The organism is Streptomyces sp. NPDC047017 (assembly GCF_040644175.1).
Classification (GTDB): Bacteria; Actinomycetota; Actinomycetes; order Streptomycetales; family Streptomycetaceae; genus Streptomyces.
The window spans coordinates 112,254-130,537 of the sequence record NZ_JBEYVW010000020.1; the positions used below are offsets into that span (position 1 = coordinate 112,254).

Sequence of the window (18,284 nt, forward strand, 5' to 3'; positions counted from 1 at the left end):
CGCCCCCGTCGTCAGGCCGGGGCGCGCACGCCCCCGCCGGCGTCAGGCCGTGTCCGCTCAGGCCGGGACGATGTTCACCAGCTTCGGCGCCCGCACGATCACCTTGCGGATGCCCGCGCCGTCCAGCGCGGCGACGACCTTCTCGTCGGCCAGCGCCACCTTCTCCAGCTCGTCCTCGGAGATGGACGGCGGGACCTCCAGGCGCGCCTTGACCTTGCCCTTGATCTGCACGACGCAGGTCACGGACTCGTCCTGGGCGTACGCCGGGTCGGCCACGGGGAAGTCCCGGTGCACGACCGAGCCGGTGCGGCCCAGCTTGTGCCACAGCTCCTCGGCGATGTGCGGGGCCAGCGGCGCGATCATCAGGACCAGCGGCTCGGCGACCGAACGCGGCAGCGCGCCGCCCGCCTTGGTCAGGTGGTTGTTCAGCTCGGTGACCTTGGCGATGGCGGTGTTGAAGCGCAGGCCCTCCAGGTCCTGGCGCACCCCGTCGATCGCCTTGTGCAGGGCGCGCAGCGTGTCCTCGTCGGCCTCGGCGCCGGTCACGGTGACCTCGCCGGTGGTCTCGTCGACGATGTTGCGCCACAGCCGCTGCAGCAGCCGGAACTGGCCGACCACCGCGCGCGTGTCCCACGGCCGGGAGACGTCCAGCGGGCCCATGGCCATCTCGTACAGGCGCAGCGTGTCCGCGCCGTACTCGGCGCAGATCTCGTCCGGGGTGACGGCGTTCTTCAGGGACTTGCCCATCTTGCCCAGCAGCCGGGAGACCTGCTCGCCCTGGTACCGGTAGGCGCCGTCGTGCTCCTCGACCTCGGTGGCCGGCACCGCGATGCCGCGGCTGTCGCGGTAGACGTACGCCTGGATCATGCCCTGGTTGAACAGCTTGTGGAACGGCTCGGCGGAGGAGACGTGCCCCAGGTCGAACAGGACCTTGGACCAGAAGCGCGCGTACAGCAGGTGCAGCACGGCGTGCTCGGCGCCGCCCACGTACAGGTCGACGCCGCCGTGCGGCAGGCCCTCGCGCGGGCCCATCCAGTAGCGCTCGATCTCGGGGTCGACCAGCTGCCGGTCGTTGTGCGGGTCCAGGTAGCGGAACTCGTACCAGCAGGAACCGGCCCAGTTGGGCATGGTGTTGGTCTCGCGGCGGTACTTCTTCGGGCCGTCGCCCAGGTCCAGGGTCACGTGGACCCAGTCCTCGTTGCGCGACAGCGGCGTCTCGGGCCGGGTGTCGGCGTCGTCCGGGTCGAAGGTGCGCGGCGAGTAGTCCTCGACCTCGGGCAGTTCCAGGGGCAGCATCGACTCGGGCAGCGCGTGGGCGACGCCGTCCTCGTCGTAGACGATCGGGAAGGGCTCGCCCCAGTAGCGCTGGCGGCTGAACAGCCAGTCGCGCAGCCGGAAGTTGACGGTGCCCTCGCCGATGCCCTCGCTCTCCAGCCACCCGGTGACGCGCTCCTTGGCCTCGGTGACGCCCAGGCCGTCCAGGGTGACGGTGTCGCTCGCCGAGTTGACGATCGTCGCGTCGTACGAGGCGAACGCGTCGTCCCAGGCGGCCGGGTCGGTGCCGCGGCCGTCGCTCGGCTCGACGACGCAGCGCATCGGCAGCTCGAAGGCGCGGGCGAAGGCGAAGTCGCGGCTGTCGTGCGCCGGGACGGCCATGATCGCGCCGGTGCCGTAGCCCATCAGGACGTAGTCGGCGATGAAGACGGGGACCCGCTCGCCGTTGACCGGGTTGGTCGCGAACACGCCGGTGAACACACCGGTCTTGTCCTTGGCCTCGGCCTGGCGCTCGACGTCGGACTTCGAGGCGGCCTGCGCGCGGTAGGCGGCGACGGCCTCGGCGGGGGTGGCGTGGCCGCCGGTCCACACCTCGTGGGTGCCCTCGGGCCAGGCGGCCGGGGCGAACTTCTCGACCAGCGGGTGCTCGGGCGCCAGCACCATGTAGGTGGCGCCGAACAGGGTGTCCTGGCGGGTGGTGAAGACCGTGATGTGCTCGCCGTCGACCGGGAAGTCGACGCGGGCGCCCTCGGAGCGGCCGATCCAGTTGCGCTGCTGCAGCTTGATGGCCTCGGGCCAGTCCAGCTCCTCCAGATCCTCCAGCAGCCGGTCGGCGTAGGCGGTGATGCGCATGTTCCACTGGCGCAGCTTGGACTTGAAGACGGGGAAGTTGCCGCGCTCGGAGCGGCCGTCGGCGGTGACCTCCTCGTTGGCCAGCACGGTGCCCAGGCCGGGGCACCAGTTGACCGGCGAGTCGGAGGCGTAGGCCAGACGGAAGCCGCCCAGGACGTCGGCGCGCTCGGCGGCGGTCAGCTCGCCCCACGCGCGCGCGTGCCCCGGCACCGGGCGCTCACCGGACTCGAAGCGCGCGATCAGCTCGGAGATCGGGCGGGCCTTCCCCGCCTCCTCGTCGTACCAGGAGTTGAAGATCTGCAGGAAGATCCACTGGGTCCACTTGTAGTAGGCCGGGTCGATCGTGGCGAAGGACCGGCGCTTGTCGTGGCCCAGGCCCAGCCGGCGCAGCTGGGCCTTCATGTTCTCGATGTTGGCCTCGGTGGACACGCGCGGGTGCGTGCCGGTCTGCACGGCGTACTGCTCGGCGGGCAGGCCGAAGGCGTCGAAGCCCAGGGTGTGCAGGACGTTGTGGCCGGTCATCCGCTGGAACCGGGCGTATACATCGGTGGCGATGTAGCCCAGGGGGTGGCCGACGTGCAGGCCCGCACCGGAGGGGTACGGGAACATGTCCATGATGAACTTCTTGGGGCGGGCGGCCAGCTCCGGATCGCCGGCCAGGTCGCCCTTCGGGTTGGCCGCCGCGTACGTGCCCTCGGCGTCCCAGAAGTCCTGCCAGCGTGCCTCGATGTCGGCCGCGACGGCGGCCGTGTAGCGGTGCGGCGCGGCCTCCGCCGACATGGCCGCGGGGGCGGCGGGGTTCGTCTCGCTCATGGTCCTCAAAGCTCCATCGATCGTCTCTGCCGGCGGCTGCGACTTTCCGGAAATGAAAAATCCCCTCGCACAGGAGGGGACGCCGCGCCGATTCCGACCAACCGATTCGCCCGGCGGTCGGGACTGATCAGCGCGGCTCGCTAAGCAGAAGGCGTACGGCACGCATGGCGTCAGGGTACCGCAGCCGTCGAGCGGGCCGCGCGGGGCTGGTGATTACCCGGCGTAACGGCCGCTATGGGGACAACGGGCTTTCCCTCCGCCTCGTTGATAACAAGACAATAACTCAAACAGCGTACCGGCCGGTTTGCCGCGGCTTAGAGTGCGTGCCCACGGGACCGCTCACCCGAACCGCTCGGAGTCGCCCCCATGCATCCTCGTCGCAGTCACAGCTCACCGCCCCGGCCCGGCCGCTCGGCCTACGGGGTGGCGTCCGCTGTCGCCCTGCTCCTGATACCCGTGGCCGTACTGGCCGGGGGGAGCCAGTTCCGCGAGTTCCTGAACTTCGGCGCGGGCGTGCTCAGCCTCGTCTCGCTCAGCTGCTCGGTGATCTGGGGCCTGCTCGCCCAGGACCGGATCTTCCTCAACACCCGCCAGCGGATCGTGGGCCAGGCGGTGCACCGGACGACCGCGGTCGCCTCGATCGCGTTCCTGCTGCTGCACATCACCGTCAAGATCGCCCTGGACCACACGCGGGTCATCGCCGCGGTGATCCCCTTCTCACTCGGCGTCACCGGCAGCGCGGGCCTGATCGGCCTGGGCTCACTGGCCGGACTGCTGATGGTCTTCGTGGGCGTCACCGGCGCGCTGCGCGGCAACTTCGCGAGCCCCGCCCCGGTGGCGGCGCGCTGGCGGGCGATGCACATGCTGGCGTACCCGGCCTGGTGCGCGGCGCTGGTGCACGGCCTGTACGCGGGCCGCCAGGCCAAGCCGGTCTTCGTGATCCTCTACTGCCTGTCCCTGCTCGGCGTCATGGCGGCCCTGGCGCTGCGCGCGGCACCGCGCCCGGTCAAGCGCAAGGTCACCGACCGGCTCACCGCCCTCCTCGGCGGCGCGGAGCGGCCCGGCCGGGAGAGCCTGGACGCGAGCCGGGCCAGGGCGGCGGGGACCGGCCGGACCGGCCCCCTGCCGGGCATACCGGCGCCCGCCACGCCGCCGTACGACACCGCCGCCTCCGTCACCGCGCCGCTGTACGGCGCCCCCGCCGCCGTCACCGCCCCGCTGTACGACACCCCCGCCCCGGAGCCCGCCACGGAGCCCGCCTCCGGCTTCGCCGCCGCCTACCGGGCCGTCTCGGCGCCGCCGCACGTCCCGCGCCCGCGCCCCGCAGGTGACGGCCCGCGCCCGGACCTGCTGCCCGACGCCCAGGCCGCCGCCGCGACGCCGGGCGCATACGACATCGGCGGCACCCTCGGCACCGGCGGCGCCGCCGGCTCGTGGGGCGACTGGCCGGTCCCCTCTCCCCCGCCCGTCGGCGAGGCGCCGCCGTCGGCCTACGACCCCATGATCGACACGGGATACACCCTCCCGCTCCACAACAATCCGGACACGAACCCCCACGGCGGACGTGACGTGCGCGACACCGCTGAGACGAACACCTTGTACGGCACGTACAACTCGGACGACACACACATGAGCGGTCCCGCCACTGATACACGCCCCGGCGCGCCCTACGGCGTGCCGGGCCCGGGCGAACCTTGGAACACGCCCTCCGGAGGCCACAGGTGAACGAGGCCCTGCCCGACGTACCCGAAGTCCGTGTCGTCGGGCTTCCGCAGCTCACGTCGGGTTTCGACCTTGTCGAACGGCTCGACCTGCCCATGCACCTGAAGGTGCATGGGCCGCTGGAGGCGCTGGGCGGCGAGCAGCTCGCCCAGCTCGCCGAGGCCGTCAACCTCCGCGGCCGCGGCGGCGCCGGGTTCCCCTTCCACAAGAAGCTGCGCTCGGTCGCCGAGTCGGCCATCCGCCGCGGGGTGCGGCCGGTCGTGGTCGTCAACGGCAGCGAGGACGAACCGGCCTGCCGCAAGGACACGGTGCTCATCAACCGCGCCCCGCACCTCATCCTGGACGGCGCCCTGCTGTGCGCGGAGGCGCTCGGCGCCCGCACGCTCGTGGTGGGCGTCACCCGGGAGTCCACCCAGCGTTCCATGGAGGCCGCCCTCGCCGAACGCGGTCTGGGCAACGGCCGCCGCTCGGCGATCCGCGCGCGCGTGCAGCGCAACCCGGTGCGCATGGTCACGGGCGCGGCGGCCTCGCTCATCCGCTCCATCGACGGCGGCCCGGCGATCCCGCCGGGCCGCAAGACCAGCGCCTCGCAGAGCGGTGTGGGCGGCGCCCCCACCCTGCTGTCCAACGCCGAGACCTTCGCCCAGCTGGCCATCGCCGCCCGCATCGGCCCCGAGCGCTACCGCAACACCGGCCTGTACGACGAGCCGGGCACCGTGCTGCTGACGGTCTCCGGCGCGGTCGCCCGCCCGATGGTCCTTGAGGTCCCCACCGGCGTACCGCTGCGCTACGTGCTCCAGCTGGCCGGCGCGCCGCCGGTGCCGCAGGGCGTGCTGACCGGCGGCTACCACGGCAAGTGGATCGACGCGGCGACCGTCGACGAGGCGATCGTCTCGCGCAACTCGCTGGACGCGGTGGGCGGTTCGCTGGGTGCCGGGGCGATCCTGCCGATCGGGCAGAACACCTGCCCGCTCGGTGAGTCGCTCCAGGTGGCGAAGTGGCTGGCGGAGGAGAGCGCGGGCCAGTGCGGCCCCTGCTACCTGGGGCTGCCGGCCGCCGCGCGCGGCCTGGAGGACATTCTGGACGGCGGCGGCCCGGCCGCCCTGGAAGCGCTCAAGCAGGTCGCCCGCAACGTCAAGCGGCGCGGCGCGTGCTCGCACCCGGACGGCTCGGCGATGTTCCTGGAGTCCACGGTCAAGGCGTTCACCGACGACCTGGCCGCCCATGTCCTCGGCAACGGCTGCGGACGGCCCGTGCAGGGCGTGCTGCCGCTCTTCGAGGGCGGCAGGACCCCGACCGGCGTCCCCGGCGGCGAGGACGGGCAGACCGGGCCCAGCCGGCAGAAGATCCATGTCGACTGGACGCTGTGCCGGGGCCACGGCCTGTGCGCGGACATCCTGCCGGAGGTGTTCGAACTGGGCGCCGACGGTTTCCCGACCGTCGCCCAGGCGCAGGTGCCGCGCTACGCGGAGGCCAAGGCGCTGCGCGCCGTGCGGCGCTGCCCGGCGCTGGCCCTGCGGATCGAGGAGGGCACCCGCGCGCAGGCGCCCGCGCGCAACCTGCCGGTCCTCTCCCAGGGCCGCGGCCGCCGCGCCCTGGGCCGCTGAGCGGAGTCCGGAACAGCAAGCACGCCGGAACACCGGAACGCCGGAGGCGGGCCACCCTGGTGGGTGACCCGCCTCCGACTTCTGTGGAGCTAAGGAGAATTGAACTCCTGACCTCCTGCATGCCATGCAGGCGCTCTACCAACTGAGCTATAGCCCCTTGCTTTGTTCCGCCCGGTTTCCCCGGCGGCGACGCCAACATTACACGGTCCGGGGGGTGCTCCACCAAATCGGTTTCCGCCCTGACCGGTATGGCCGGCTTGCCCGGTTTCCGGCGGCCACCGGGGCGATGGAACGCCGGACCGTCAGGCCCTCAAGCCGTCAAGCCGTGACGAACGAATAGAACCGCTTGAGCGTGCAGTGCTCCTCCAGGAGCCGGCCGTAGATCGGCTCGCCCTCCAGCTCGCGGTACGTCTCGATGGGGTCGCCTTTTATGATCAGCGCCCGCGCGCACTCCTCGCACCAGTACTGGTAGTCGGGGTTGATCGGCTCCATGTCGCGGACGATCGGCGTACCGCTGCCGCACCAGTCGCACTTCCGCCTGTGTGCACCCATCCGTCAGCTCCAGCTGTGACCGCAGGCCGTACACACGTACGAGACACCGCCGTTGTCGCCGAGGACTTGGGCCACATGGAGGGAGCCGCAGGAAGGGCAGACGAGCCGGGTGACGGTGTCCCGTATCAACGCCGCGTCAAGGAGGTGGGAGACCTCCTTGAGGATGCTCGCAGGCATCGCCACTCCTCCCCAGTCGGGCCGCGTCCCCTTCCGGCCGTCTGATTCTGCCACGGACGGACCAACACGGTCAGCGACGCCTCGGTACCGGTCCGGCCACGGGAGCACGCCCGGCGGCCGGTGTGCGCCCCGGCGGCGGAAAGCAGAGAATCCCGCCCCTGTGCGGGACGGGATTCTCTTCACCACTCTCCGGCGACTCGACCGAGTGCCGTTCTGTGGAGCTAAGGAGAATTGAACTCCTGACCTCCTGCATGCCATGCAGGCGCTCTACCAACTGAGCTATAGCCCCTTGCCCCCAAGCGGCGAAGCCGCCTGGTGTTTCGCTCCGCTTGGCGGGGCGAACAAGAAGAACTTTAGCCTGCGACCTGCCGGAAAGTGAAATCCGGGTCCCGTGCGGCCGGCGGGCCGCCCGGGACGGGCTCAGTCGTCGTCGCCCAGCACGGGCTGCGGCAGGGTGCCCGCGTTGTGCTCCAGCAGCCGCCAGCCGCGGGCGCCCTCGCCCAGCACGGACCAGCAGCAGTTGGACAGCCCGCCCAGGCTCTCCCAGTGGCGCGACTCCAGGCCGAGGAGGCGGCCGATGGTGGTGCGGATGGTGCCGCCGTGGCTGACCACCACGAGCGTGCCGTCCTCGGGCAGCTTCTCCGCGTGCCGCAGCACCACGGGGGCGGCCCGGTCGGCCACCTCGGACTCCAGTTCGCCCCCGCCGCGGCGCACCGGCTCGCCGCGCTTCCACGCGGCGTACTGCTCGCCGTGGCGGGCGATGATCTCGTCGTGCGTCAGGCCCTGCCAGACGCCCGCGTAGGTCTCGCGCAGGCCCTCGTCGCGGGCCACCTCCAGGCCGGTGAGGGCGGCCAGCTCGGCGGCCGTGCGCGCGGCCCGCTTCAGGTCGGAGGAGACGATCGCGTCCGGGCCGAGGGAGGCCAGCAGCCGGGCGGCGCGGCGCGCCTGGCCGATGCCGGTCTCGGTCAGCTCGACGTCCGTGGAGCCCTGGAAGCGGCGCTCCACGTTCCACGAGGTCTGGCCGTGCCGCCACAGGATGACGCGGCGGCCCCGGCCGGGCGGGCGGCCGGCTCCCTCACCGGCGCCACTCACCGCCACTCACCGTCCGGCCGGTCCGAGGCGTCGTCGGCCTGCAGCCTGGCGTGCTCCGCGGCCTTGCCGCGGGTCGCCCGGGCGTCCTCGGGCAGCTCCAGCTCGGGGCAGTCCTTCCACAGCCGCTCCAGGGCGTAGAAGACGCGCTCCTCGCTGTGCTGGACGTGGACGACGATGTCGACGTAGTCGAGGAGGACCCAGCGGGCCTCGCGGTCGCCCTCGCGGCGCACCGGCTTGGCGCCCAGCTCCTTGAGCAGGCGCTCCTCGATCTCGTCGACGATCGACTTGACCTGGCGGTCGTTGGGTGCGGATGCCAGCAGGAAGGCATCCGTGATCGACAGGACGTCACTGACGTCGTAGGCGATGATGTCGTGCGCGAGCTTGTCGGCGGCCGCCTGCGCGGCGGTGTGGATCAGCTCGATGGAACGGTCGGTCGCGGTCACTGCAGGGCTTTCCGTCGGCGGTCACTTGGGACCAAGGGTCTCACGGACCGCCGACAGCGCACCGGGCGATCACCGGATCACCGGCTCATCGGCCCGACGCCGGCTTGTAGTCCCGGCCGAGGACGACCGCCACGTCGGCGTTCGGGGCGACCGTGCCCTTCGTCACGGACCCGGCGGGCAGGCCGAGGGTCTTGGCCACCTCGGCGGCGTTCTCCTTGCCGGCGTCGTCGGCGTAGACGACCTGGGAGGCGGGCCGGGCGGCGGGGGCGGTGCCGGCCTCCAGGAAGGTGACGCCGCCGTTGAGCAGGGCGACGCGGGCCTTGTCGGTGTCGCCCTTGGTGCCGGAGGCGTTCTGGACCGAGACGCGGACGGCCGAGCCCTGGCCGGGGCTCTTGGCGGTGCCGCCCAGGATGTCCTTGACCACGCTGCCGCTGGTCTGCGCGCTCAGGGTGCCGTCGCCGCGGACGGGCAGCAGCGCGGTCCTGAAGTCACCGCCCTTGGCCAGTTCGGACAGCTTGGCGAGGAAGGTGCCGAGGTCGTTGTCGGTGAGCGAGGGATCGAGGATCTGCGCCAGCGTCTGCACGGTGACGGTCGCCGACTGCGGATCGGAGGACATCTTGCGCAGCACGCCCTGCACCACCTGCCCGAACCGCTCCAGCTGCGGATTCTCGGCCTCACCGGGGGCGCGGTAGGTGGCGTAGGCGACGGCCATCCGGCCGCTGAGGGTCTGGTCCTTGCCCCGGCGGACCAGGGGCTCGGTGGCCTTCTTCTTGCCGTCCGGGTCGGGTACGTCCGCGTCGGTGTCCACCTCGATGTCGCCGACCAGGTCGACGAGGTTCTGGAGGTAGGGGGTGTCCAGGCGCCAGGTGCCCTGGATGCTGGTGCCCAGGACGGTGTCCAGCTGGTCGCGGGTGCCCGCGGAGCCGTCGTCCTTGACCGACTTGGCCAGGGTCGTCGTGGAGCCGTCGTCGGAGGACAGGGACAGGGTGTTGGGCAGCAGCACGGTGGTGCCCTGCTTGGTGGTGGTGTTGTCCACGAGCAGCGCCGTCGAGGTGCCGCCCCGCGCGGTGTCGTGCAGGTGGACGACGATCACGTCGCGCTTCTGGGCGCCCGCGGCGCTCCCGGCGGCCGCCCCGCCGCCGGACGAGGACAGTCCGGGCAGCTTCCCGGCGTACCAGAGGTAGCCGACGCCGCCGACCACGATCAGGGCGAGCACGACGGCCAGGGCGATGACCCGGCTGCGGGCGCGGCGGCGGGCCTCCTCGCGGCGCTCGGTGCGGTTCTCGGTGAACTTGAGCCAGTCGATGACGTCCTCGGAGTCGTCGGTCGGCTCCTCCACGAAGGCGAACTGCTCGGTGCCGTACTCCGGCCGGTCCGGCTGCTCCGCCTGCTCGGTCCGCCCTGGCTGTTCCGTCCGCTCCGTCCGCCCTGGCTGCTCCGAGTGCTCCGGCGCCGCGTGCGCCGCCGGGCCGGGGTCCGCCGGGCGCGCCTGCTGCGGGATGTAGGCGGTCTGCTCGGCGGCCCGGTGCTGCTGCCCGCCGGCCGCGGTGCGGCCGTAGGCGTCGTACGGCGCCTGCTGCCCGGCACCGCCCTGGTGGCCCGTGCCGTAGGGGTCGTACGCGCCGGGGTACCCCGCGTGGCCGGGGGCGTGGTGGCCGGGGGTCTCGTAGGAGGACGGGTACGGCTCCTGCGTCCCGTACTGCGACTGGGACTGCGACTGCGACTGCGGGTAATGCTGCGGCGGCGGGTAGGGGCCGGCGGGATCGCTGTAGGAGGCCGGGCCGCCGGGCTGCTGACCGCCGTCCGCCGCGTACGGGTCGTCACCCTGGCCCCGGTACTGGCCCTGACCCTGGTACTGGCCCTGGTACTGGCCCTGGCCGCTCCGGTCCGGGTACGTCTCGTAGCCCTGCTGCGCGGGGACCTGCCGGTAGATGGGCCGGCCGTACTCGTCGTAGCCGACCAGCTCGTACGGGTCGCCGTCGTACCCAGCGTCGTATCGGTCGTTCACCGGTGCCCCTCTCGGCTCACTCGCCGCGGTACAGCTCACGCTTGGCGATGTAGCGCACGACTCCGTCCGGCACCATGTACCAGATGGGGTCGCCCTTGGCGACTCTCGCCCGGCAGTCGGTGGAGGAGATGGCGAGGGCGGGGACCTCGACGAAGGAGACGCCGCCCGCCGGGAGGCCGGGGTCGGTCAGGTGGTGGCCGGGCCGGGTCACGCCGATGAAGTGCGCCAGGGAGAAGAGTTCCTCCGAGTCCCGCCAGGTGAGGATCTGGCCGAGCGCGTCGGCGCCGGTGATGAAGAACAGGTCCGTGTCGGGGTTGAGGGCGCGCAGGTCGCGCAGGGTGTCCACGGTGTAGGTGGGGCCGCCGCGGTCGATGTCGATGCGGCTGACGGAGAACTGCGGGTTCTCCGCGGTCGCGATGACCGTCATCAGGTAGCGGTCCTCGGCGGTGGAGACCTTGCGGTGGGACTTCTGCCAGGGCTGGCCGGTGGGGACGAACACCACCTCGTCCAGGTGGAACTGCGCGGCGACCTCGCTGGCCGCCACGAGGTGCCCGTGGTGGACCGGGTCGAACGTTCCGCCCATGACGCCCAGGCGGCGCTTGCCCGAGACCGAGGGGCCGTTGCCGGGCCCGTACCGCTCGGGGTGGTTCACCGCGTCACTCACCGGACCGGTAGGCATGTCCTGCTCTCCCATGCGTGCAGACCCTACCGGCCCGGCCTGCGGGCTCCGTCCGGGCCGGGCTCAGCGGTCGCGGTTGAAGCGGGTGGTGACCCAGAGCAGGAGCAGCAGCACGATGAACGCGCCGCCGCCGGTCACCGCGGGGTTGAGGCTGTCGTGGTGGCCGCCCTCGGCCTCGGCGAGGTTGACCAACTGGGCAGCGGTGTTGTGCAGGCTCATCTTCGGCAGACCTATCCGGGTGTGGGCGGGATAAAGATGCCCGCCCATCGTAAGCGTCCGCCTGCGGACCGCTCACGCCGACTCCACCGTCACGGCCCGCCGCACGGGGCCGGGGCGGCCGGGTGCGCGCGGGCGGGAACCTTCCGGCGGGGTCAGTCGTCGTTGCGTTTGTAGCCGCGCAGCAGGAACCAGCCGGTGAGCACACAGCCCAGCACCATGACGACCAGGACGACGCGGAGCAGGTAGCCGCTGCCTCCCTGGTGGTGCTGGACGGCGGCGCTCGCGGCCTCGGTGAGCCGAACGGCTGCGGGGTAGTGCTCCATGGCGTGGACTCCTTCGCTGTACTGCCCGTCCACGGTATCGCCGCCCAGGGCGGCCTCCGCGTCGGGGGCACCCGGGGCACCACAGACTCGCATGGGGGATGGATTCAGATGTCCGACGACGGCCACGAGCAAGACGGGCACGAGCGGCTGCCCGGCCGGCAGCGCACGCGCTTCCCGGGGATCTCCTCACGTGCCTACGAGCACCCGGCCGACCGCTCCGCCCTGGTCGCGCTGCGCAAGCTGACCGGATTCGACACGGTGTTCAAGGCCCTGAGCGGCCTGCTGCCCGAGCGCAGCCTGCGGTTGCTGTTCCTGTCCGACTCGGTGCGCGTCTCCGACCAGCAGTTCGCCCATCTGCACCACATGCTGCTGGACGCCTGCCACATCCTGGACCTGGAGAAGGTCCCGCCGATGTACGTCAACCAGGACCCGCAGCCCAACGCGATGTGCATCGGCCTGGACGAGCCGATCATCGTGGTGACCACCGGCCTGGTCGAACTGCTCGACGAGGAGGAGATGCGGGCGGTCGTCGGCCACGAGGTGGGCCACGCGCTGTCCGGCCACGCGGTGTACCGCACGATCCTGCTGTTCCTGACCAGCCTGGCCGTCCGGGTGGCCTGGATCCCGCTGGGCAACATCGCGATCATGGCGATCGTCACGGCGCTGCGCGAGTGGTTCCGCAAGTCGGAGCTGTCCGCGGACCGGGCGGGCCTGCTGGTCGGGCAGGACGTACGGGCCTCGATGCGCGGCCTGATGAAGCTCGCCGGCGGCAACCACCTGCACGAGATGAACGTGGACTCCTTCCTCGCGCAGGCCGAGGAGTACGAGGAGGCGGGCGACCTGCGCGACTCCGTGCTGAAGATCCTGAACGTGCTGCCGCGCACGCATCCCTTCGCCACCGTGCGGGCGGCCGAGCTGAAGAAGTGGGCCGCCTCCCGCGACCACCAGCGGATCATGGACGGTCACTACCCGCGGCGCACCGGGGACAAGGACACCTCGGTCGGTGACTCCTTCCGCGAGTCGGCGGCGCATTACGCGAGCCATGTGAAGAACTCCAAGGACCCGCTGATGAAGCTGGTCACCGACATCGCGGGCGGGGCGGGCGACCTGGGCGACCGGGTCCGGCGCGGCTTCGGCGGCTTCACGGGGACCGGGTCCGGCAAGGGGGCCCGGTCGGAGGAGGGCTCGAAGGACGGCTCCAAGGACGGCTCCGAGGGAGACTCGGCGGGCGGCCCGACGGGCGGTGGCAAGGGCGGGGAGCCGTCCGGGGGCGCCCCGGACCGCGACGCGGACTGAGCCGCACGTCCGTGGCGCGCGAAGCGACCGCACGCCCGTGGCGCACGCCGTAACGCGCGGGCCGACCGCACGCCCGTAGCGCGCCCGGACCGACCGCACGCCCGCCGCACGCCCGCACCGGGCCCGCTCCCCTGGCCTGCCCCCCCGGGCCCGCTCCTCGGTGCCGGGCGCGGGCCGGGCGTCACACCGCCGGCTGGGCGCCCGGTGCCAGGGACCCGCACACGGCCGCCGTGCCGCCCGGCGCGTACGGGTCGGTGCCGGGCGGGCCGCCCGCGGGGGCGCCCTGTCCGGCGAGCAGTGGCCGGAAGCGGCCCGAGGGGTCCTCGGCGCACGCCAGCGGACCGGCCTGGACGGTCGCGGTGGCCAACTGGAGCCGGTGCAGCCGTAGATCGTCCTGGTCGAAGCGGAACCGCAGCTCGCGCCGGACGGTGAACAGCGAGGCGGGCGCCGCCGCGGCGGAGCGGGCCGGCTGGAGCGCGTACACCAGGACGGGGTCCGCGGTGACCTCCAGGGCGGCGGGGTCGGACTCGGTGGCCCGCAGGGTGCCCCGGACGCGGATCTCGGGGTCGGCCAGCCGGACCCGGCCCGTGTCGAGGCGGACGAGCCAGCCGGTGAGCGCGTGCCGGCCGTCGGCGGCCGGGTGGGCGAGGCTCCGGTCGAACTGGTCGAGCTGGCCCGCGTCCAGCAGCGACCGCACCGTGCCGGTGTCGGTGCCGTCGAGCACCGCCGGGTCCAGGGAGGACGCCACGATGTACTCCTTCGCCCGGAGCAGTGCCTCGGTGACCTGCCCGTCCGTGAAGTGGGCGGTGCCCCGGTGCTCGGGCAGCGGGATGCCGTTCGCGCCGGTGGCGAAGCGGGCGGCCGGGCTGTGCGCGTACAGGGCGGCGGGGTCGGCGGCCCCGGGCACCCGGCCGCGCGGGGCGAGCGGGACGACCGTGGTCCGCAGTTCCTCGGCCGGCGGCTGCGCCAAGGGCGCCCGGTAGGGGCTGCGGACGCCCAGGTAGACCGCGGTGGCGAAGGCCAGCGCGATCAGCAGCACGAGGAACAGCGCCTGCCGGGGCAGTCCGCCGCGCAGTGTGGGGCGGCGGCGGACGGCGGGGGTGTGGTCGGTCATGCGCTCGCGCGCGGAGTACTCCTGGAGGCGGGCAGCCCGGACGAACGACTCGTCGAAGACGACGGACCGGTATTCGTCCTCCGCGCCTGACGGGGAGCCCTCGGGTGTCCCTCCAGGCGGGTCTGCAGGCCCTCCCATACTTTCAGGGTAGGTCGCGCGGAGCGCCGGTAAACGCGCGGCCCCGGCCAAGTCTGTCAGGTCCCCACCAACGCTGGCGGGAGGCGCTCAGGGCGTGCGCGGAACGGCCGGAACAGGTGGCCGGGAGGGGCCGGCCGAGGCGGAGGGGGCGGTGCCGCCCTGCTCCAGGCCGGTCGAGGCGGGCGGCGGTGCCTGGTCCCGGCTGCCGGAGGAGCCGCCGCCCCGGTAGACCGCGGCGAAGGCCAGCGCGACCATGCCGATGCCCATCACGACGGCGAGCACCCAGGCGACGGGGCGGTGCCAGCGCACCTGCCGGCCGAACGCGCCGGGCATGCCGTGGCGGCCCTCGAAGAGGCCGGGGCCGTCCAGGCCGTCGAGGCCGGGATCGGCGCCGAAGCGGTGCCGGTCGGCGCCGAAGCCGTCCGAGTGGCGCTCGCCCCTGGCGTGGGCGCGGCGGGCCTCGGCCTCGGTCGCCTCGGCTCTGGCCTCGGCGGCGGCGAGCAGGCGTTCGACGGCGGTCGGCTCATGGATCACGGCCGCCCGTACGAAGGCCTCGTCGAAGACCACGGAGGCGAACTCTTCGTCCGACACCCCGCGGTCGTGGTCGTCGTCGGGCTCCCAGCCGTCCGGGAACGGCGTGCCCCCCACGTCCTCCGGCACGGGACCAGAGTAGACCTGGGGGGTCATTTTGGGCAGACGGTACGGAGATTCATCCGCCCGCCGAGACGGCTTTCGGCCGCCCGCCGCAGCCCCTCGGGCAGGGCCCGGGCGGCCCGGTTTCAGCGCCGGATGTGCCCGTCGCCCGTGACGATGTACTTGGTGCTGGTCAACTCGGGCAGGCCCATCGGGCCGCGGGCGTGCAGCTTCTGCGTGGAGATGCCGATCTCCGCGCCGAAGCCGAACTGGCCGCCGTCGGTGAACCGGGTGGAGGCGTTCACGGCGACGGTGGTGGAGTCGACCAGCTGGGTGAAGCGGCGGGCGGCCTGCTGCGAGGTGGTCACGATCGCCTCGGTGTGGCCGGAGGACCACAGCCGGATGTGCGCGACGGCCCGGTCCAGCGAGTCGACGACGGCGGCGGCGATGTCGTACGACAGGTACTCGGTGTCCCAGTCCTCCGGGGTGGCCTCCACGACCGTGGCCCGGGAGTCCTTGGCGTACGCCATGACCCGCTCGTCGGCGTGCACGGTGACCCCGGCCCCGGCGAGCGCGTCCAGGGCGCGCGGCAGGAACTCGGCGGCGATGTCCTGGTGGACCAGGAGGGTCTCGGCCGCGTTGCACACGCTGGGGCGCTGCGCCTTGGAGTTGACCAGGATGTCGACGGCCATGTCGAGGTCGGCCCGCGCGTCGACGTAGACGTGGCAGTTGCCGGTGCCGGTCTCGATCACCGGGACGGTGGACTCGTTGACGACGGTCCGGATCAGGGAGGCGCCGCCGCGCGGGATCAGCACGTCGACCAGGCCGCGGGCGCGCATCAGCTCGCGTACGCTCTCGCGGCCCTCGCCGGGCACCAGCTGGACGGCGTCTGCGGGCAGCCCGGCGCCGCCGACCGCGTCCCGGATCACCCGGACCAGGGCGGTGTTCGAGGCGTAGGCGGAGGCCGAGCCGCGCAGCAGCACGGCGTTGCCGGACTTCAGGCACAGGGCGGCGGCGTCCACGGTGACGTTGGGCCGGGCCTCGTAGATGATGCCGACCACGCCGAGCGGGACGCGGACCTGGCGCAGGTCCAGGCCGTTGGGGAGGGTGGAGCCGCGGACCACCTCGCCGACCGGGTCGGGCAGCGCGGCCACGTCGCGCACGTCGGCGGCGATGGCGCGCACCCGCTCCGGGGTGAGGGTGAGCCGGTCCACGACGGTCTCGCCGGTGCCGGCCGCGCGGGCCTTGGCGACGTCCTCGGCGTTGGCCTCGACGATCTCGGCGGTCCGCACCTCCAGGGCGTCCGCGACGGCGAGCAGCGCGTCGTCCTTCTCGGCGCGCGGCAGCGGCGCGAGGTCGGCGGCTGCGGCCTTGGCCCGGTAGGCGGCCTGGGCGACCGGGGACATCGAGTCGTACGGCGAGAGCGTGGTCATGGGGGCAGCGTAGTGCTCCCGGCCAGGGCGTTCACGCGCCGTTCCACACCGCGAGACACATCCGGACGGGGCTCGCGATCCGGGTCAGAAGGGGTGGACGCCGACCGGGGTGGCGGGCGGCGGGCCGTAGCCCTCGGCCAGCCGCTGGTGGTAGGTCTCGCGGTCGATGACCTCCAGGCCGACGATCTCCCAGGGCGGCAGCCGGGCGCTCTGCCGGTGCTCGCCCCACAGGCGCAGGGCGACGGCCGCCGCGTCGTGCAGGTCGCGGGCCTCCTCCCAGTAGCGGATCTCGGCGTGGTCGTCGGCGTAGCGGCTGGTCAGCAGGAAGGGGTGGTCGTGGGCGAGCTGCTCCAGACCGCGCCGGACCTCCTGGAGCGGGGCCTCGGCGCCGGAGACCCGCAGCGTGATGTGCCACAGCCGGGGCAGGTCCGCCGGTGCTGCGCCCCCGTCGTGCGCCGGGGCCGCCCGGTGCTCCCGTCCGCGCTCCCGCGTCCCGTGCTCCTTGGCGTACCGGTCGCCGGCGGCCACGCTGGTCAGAGCGCGCTCCTCGCCGGCCGCACGGGAGGGGGACCCGCCGGCACCACCGCGGGACGCCGACGCCCCAGGGCGTACTCGTCTCACGACGGCCTCCTTTTCCCCGTGCTCATGCGGAATGTGTCCCTGGGACAAAGTGCAGCAGGCCGTACGGCTCCATGGGGCGGTTTTGCGGAACGTCCCCCACCATCAGGGACCCGGCAGCCGGACGTATCGGGCCATTACGGCTCCAGGAGCACCAGATCGTCCCTGTGTACGACCTCGCGTTCGTACGCCGGTCCCAGCTCGCGGGCGAGTTCCCGGGTGGAGCGGCCGATCAGCCGGGGGATCTCGCGGGCGTCGAAGTTGACCAGGCCGCGGGCGACCGCGTGCCCGGCCGCGTCCCGCAGCTCGACCGGGTCGCCCGCGGTGAAGTCGCCCTCGACGGCGGCGATGCCGGCCGGCAGCAGCGAGGTGCGGCGCTCGACGACCGCGCGCACCGCGCCGTCGTCGAGGGTGAGCGAGCCCTGCGGGGCGGAGGCGTGCTGGAGCCACAGCAGCCGGCCGGCGGAGCGCTTGCCGGTGGGGTGGAAGTGGGTGCCGGTGTCGCGGCCGGCGAGGGCGTCGGCGGCGTGCACCGCGCTGGTGAGCACCACGGGGATGCCGGCGGCGGCCGCGATCCTGGCGGCCTCGACCTTGGTGACCATGCCGCCGGTGCCGACGCCTGCCTTGCCCGCGCTGCCGATCTCGACGCCCGCCAGGTCGGCCGGTGCGCGCACCTCGGCGATCCGGGAGGTGCCGGGCCTGCTCGGGTCGCCGTCGTAGACGCCGTCCACGTCGGAGAGCAGCACCAGAAGGTCGGCGTGGACGAGGTGGGCGACGAGGGCGGCGAGGCGGTCGTTGTCGCCGAAGCGGATCTCGTCGGTGGCGACCGTGTCGTTCTCGTTGACGATCGGCAGGGCGCCCATCGCGAGCAGCTTGTCCAGGGTGCGGGAGGCGTTGCGGTGGTGGGCGCGGCGGCTGGTGTCGTCGCCGGTCAGCAGGATCTGGCCGACGCGGACGCCGTAGCGGGCGAAGGACGCGGTGTAGCGGGCGACCAGCAGGCCCTGGCCGACGCTGGCGGCGGCCTGCTGGCGGGCGAGGTCCTTGGGGCGGCGGCGCAGGCCCAGCGGGGCGAGTCCGGCGGCGATGGCGCCGGAGGAGACCAGGACGATCTCCTTGTCCCCCTGGCCGCGGCTCTTGGCGAGGACGTCCACGAGGGCGTCCACCCGGTCGGCGTCCAGGCCGCCGGAGGCCGTGGTCAGCGAGGAGGAGCCCACCTTCACGACGATCCTGCGGGCCCGCGTCACGTCCTGCCTTGCCACTGTCACCTGCGTCGTCCTCACTCGGCCGTCC

Annotated in this window: 17 protein-coding genes and 2 tRNA genes; 3 read left to right on the forward strand and 16 right to left on the reverse strand. The window is 73.2% G+C overall.

The window, feature by feature from the left end:
* Positions 1-57: 57 nt before the first annotated feature.
* Positions 58-2,940, reverse strand: a complete 2,883-nt coding sequence (gene leuS / locus ABZ858_RS29375; protein ID WP_361385103.1) for a leucine--tRNA ligase — start codon at positions 2,938-2,940, stop codon at positions 58-60.
* Between the two features lie 366 nt (positions 2,941-3,306).
* Here leuS and ABZ858_RS29380 point away from each other — a divergent pair, with 366 nt between their 5' ends.
* On the forward strand, positions 3,307-4,665 hold the full coding sequence (locus ABZ858_RS29380; protein ID WP_361385106.1) for a cytochrome b/b6 domain-containing protein: 1,359 nt from the start codon (positions 3,307-3,309) through the stop codon (positions 4,663-4,665).
* On the forward strand, positions 4,662-6,269 hold the full coding sequence (locus ABZ858_RS29385; protein ID WP_361385110.1) for an NADH-ubiquinone oxidoreductase-F iron-sulfur binding region domain-containing protein: 1,608 nt from the start codon (positions 4,662-4,664) through the stop codon (positions 6,267-6,269). The genes ABZ858_RS29380 and ABZ858_RS29385 overlap by 4 nt, the downstream gene beginning before the upstream one ends.
* A gap of 84 nt (positions 6,270-6,353) precedes the next feature.
* Here ABZ858_RS29385 and ABZ858_RS29390 read toward each other — a convergent pair.
* The 10 genes from ABZ858_RS29390 to ABZ858_RS29435 all read right to left on the reverse strand — a co-directional run bounded on the left by ABZ858_RS29390 (position 6,354) and on the right by ABZ858_RS29435 (position 11,762).
* A tRNA-Ala gene (locus tag ABZ858_RS29390) sits at positions 6,354-6,426 on the reverse strand.
* Between the two features lie 161 nt (positions 6,427-6,587).
* On the reverse strand, positions 6,588-6,821 hold the full coding sequence (locus tag ABZ858_RS29395) for a hypothetical protein (RefSeq protein ID WP_006136074.1): 234 nt from the start codon (positions 6,819-6,821) through the stop codon (positions 6,588-6,590).
* A gap of 3 nt (positions 6,822-6,824) precedes the next feature.
* Positions 6,825-6,998 carry a hypothetical protein gene (locus ABZ858_RS29400; protein WP_361385113.1) on the reverse strand — a complete coding sequence of 58 codons (174 nt, stop codon included), beginning with the start codon at positions 6,996-6,998 and terminating at the stop codon, positions 6,825-6,827.
* Between the two features lie 216 nt (positions 6,999-7,214).
* Positions 7,215-7,287 (reverse strand) — tRNA-Ala (locus tag ABZ858_RS29405).
* 131 nt (positions 7,288-7,418) lie between these two features.
* Positions 7,419-8,096 (reverse strand): histidine phosphatase family protein, encoded by a 678-nt coding sequence (locus ABZ858_RS29410; protein ID WP_361385116.1) that lies wholly within the window; start codon positions 8,094-8,096, stop codon positions 7,419-7,421.
* Positions 8,087-8,533, reverse strand: coding sequence for a ribosome silencing factor (rsfS, locus tag ABZ858_RS29415; protein WP_361385119.1), 447 nt, complete (start codon positions 8,531-8,533; stop codon positions 8,087-8,089). Before rsfS ends, ABZ858_RS29410 begins: the two co-directional genes overlap by 10 nt.
* 85 nt (positions 8,534-8,618) lie before the next feature.
* Positions 8,619-10,541: a LytR C-terminal domain-containing protein gene (locus ABZ858_RS29420; RefSeq protein WP_361385122.1), complete on the reverse strand. Its 1,923-nt coding sequence runs from the start codon at positions 10,539-10,541 to the stop codon at positions 8,619-8,621.
* Between the two features lie 16 nt (positions 10,542-10,557).
* Positions 10,558-11,235: a nicotinate-nucleotide adenylyltransferase gene (gene nadD, locus ABZ858_RS29425; protein WP_361385125.1), complete on the reverse strand. Its 678-nt coding sequence runs from the start codon at positions 11,233-11,235 to the stop codon at positions 10,558-10,560.
* Positions 11,236-11,283: 48 nt separating this feature from the next.
* Positions 11,284-11,439 (reverse strand): hypothetical protein, encoded by a 156-nt coding sequence (locus tag ABZ858_RS29430; protein WP_361385128.1) that lies wholly within the window; start codon positions 11,437-11,439, stop codon positions 11,284-11,286.
* A 152-nt stretch (positions 11,440-11,591) separates the two neighbouring features.
* Positions 11,592-11,762, reverse strand: coding sequence for a hypothetical protein (locus ABZ858_RS29435; RefSeq protein ID WP_361385131.1), 171 nt, complete (start codon positions 11,760-11,762; stop codon positions 11,592-11,594).
* A gap of 108 nt (positions 11,763-11,870) precedes the next feature.
* Between ABZ858_RS29435 and ABZ858_RS29440 the strand changes: the two genes are divergently transcribed.
* Positions 11,871-13,058: a M48 family metallopeptidase gene (locus tag ABZ858_RS29440; protein WP_361385134.1), complete on the forward strand. Its 1,188-nt coding sequence runs from the start codon at positions 11,871-11,873 to the stop codon at positions 13,056-13,058.
* 181 nt (positions 13,059-13,239) lie between these two features.
* Here the strand turns inward: ABZ858_RS29440 and ABZ858_RS29445 are convergent, their stop codons facing one another.
* The 5 genes from ABZ858_RS29445 to proB all read right to left on the reverse strand — a co-directional run bounded on the left by ABZ858_RS29445 (position 13,240) and on the right by proB (position 18,238).
* Positions 13,240-14,310 carry a hypothetical protein gene (locus ABZ858_RS29445; protein WP_361385136.1) on the reverse strand — a complete coding sequence of 357 codons (1,071 nt, stop codon included), beginning with the start codon at positions 14,308-14,310 and terminating at the stop codon, positions 13,240-13,242.
* Positions 14,311-14,397: 87 nt separating this feature from the next.
* Positions 14,398-14,997, reverse strand: a complete 600-nt coding sequence (locus tag ABZ858_RS29450) for a hypothetical protein (protein ID WP_361385139.1) — start codon at positions 14,995-14,997, stop codon at positions 14,398-14,400.
* A gap of 92 nt (positions 14,998-15,089) precedes the next feature.
* Positions 15,090-16,376: a glutamate-5-semialdehyde dehydrogenase gene (locus ABZ858_RS29455; protein WP_361385142.1), complete on the reverse strand. Its 1,287-nt coding sequence runs from the start codon at positions 16,374-16,376 to the stop codon at positions 15,090-15,092.
* An 84-nt stretch (positions 16,377-16,460) separates the two neighbouring features.
* Entirely contained in the window at positions 16,461-16,997 is a 537-nt protein-coding gene (locus tag ABZ858_RS29460) for a hypothetical protein (protein WP_361385145.1), read from the reverse strand.
* A gap of 134 nt (positions 16,998-17,131) precedes the next feature.
* Entirely contained in the window at positions 17,132-18,238 is a 1,107-nt protein-coding gene (proB, locus tag ABZ858_RS29465; RefSeq protein ID WP_361385237.1) for a glutamate 5-kinase, read from the reverse strand.
* Positions 18,239-18,284 lie beyond the last annotated feature (46 nt).